This window comes from Winogradskyella pacifica, from assembly GCF_013403915.1.
Classification (GTDB): Bacteria; Bacteroidota; Bacteroidia; order Flavobacteriales; family Flavobacteriaceae; genus Winogradskyella; species Winogradskyella pacifica.
This window is the reverse complement of sequence record NZ_JABFDI010000066.1, coordinates 1-712: the sequence shown is the minus strand read 5'-3', so window position 1 is coordinate 712 and position 712 is coordinate 1. Positions and strand designations below refer to the sequence as shown.

Annotated in this window: 1 protein-coding gene; it reads right to left on the bottom strand. The window is 62.8% G+C overall.

Going from position 1 to position 712, the window contains the following annotated elements; all coding sequences use genetic code 11:
- Positions 1–712, bottom strand: a 712-nt coding sequence (locus tag HM984_RS18065) for an extracellular solute-binding protein (protein WP_179350120.1), incomplete at both ends; no start/stop codon positions are given.

Sequence of the window (712 nt, the reverse complement as noted above, 5' to 3'; positions counted from 1 at the left end):
CCCTGCGAGATCGTGATGTAGGACTCCTCGCTGGTGAGGAACTTTATCAACTCCCACGAGGCACGCTGCTTGGCTGGATCGGATGCGAAGGTGAACAGCGAGGCACCCGAATTGGTCGGGACGACCGGCTTGTCTCCGAACGACGGCATCGTGGTGGAGCGCAGATCCCAGTTGTCGGTGGCACCCTTGACGAACATCCCCTGAATTGCACTGGTCTCGAGGAGCATGCCCATGTCACCGCGGGCGAACGCCTCGTAGCCCTGCTTCTGGCTCAACACCGGTGTCGCCCCGTCGGCCACAAGCTGCTGGGCCATGGTTGTCGCTTCGACCGCTGCTTCGTCCGCGAACTCGAGCGTCTTCCGATCCTCGGAGATCACGCGCCCCCCGTTCGACCGGACCAGGCTCTGGTAGCACCAGTCCTTCGCGGACTTGGTGAGGCAATCGAGGTAGACGCCGCCCTTGCCGGTGCGCTCGGCGATCGCCGTCGCCGCGTCGGCGACCTGCTCCCACGTCTCGGGCGGGGAATCCGGGTCGAGGCCAGCCTGCTCGAAAAGAGTTGCATTGTAATAGAACACAGGTGTGGAGAACACGAACGGGATTCCGTATGTGGCCCCGTTCCAATCGGCGAGAACGCGCGCCTTGGGAGCGTATGCGTGCTCCGTTCCGTCGAAGTTCTTCTGTACTTCGTCTTTGCCGAAGAGGTCGTCGAGCG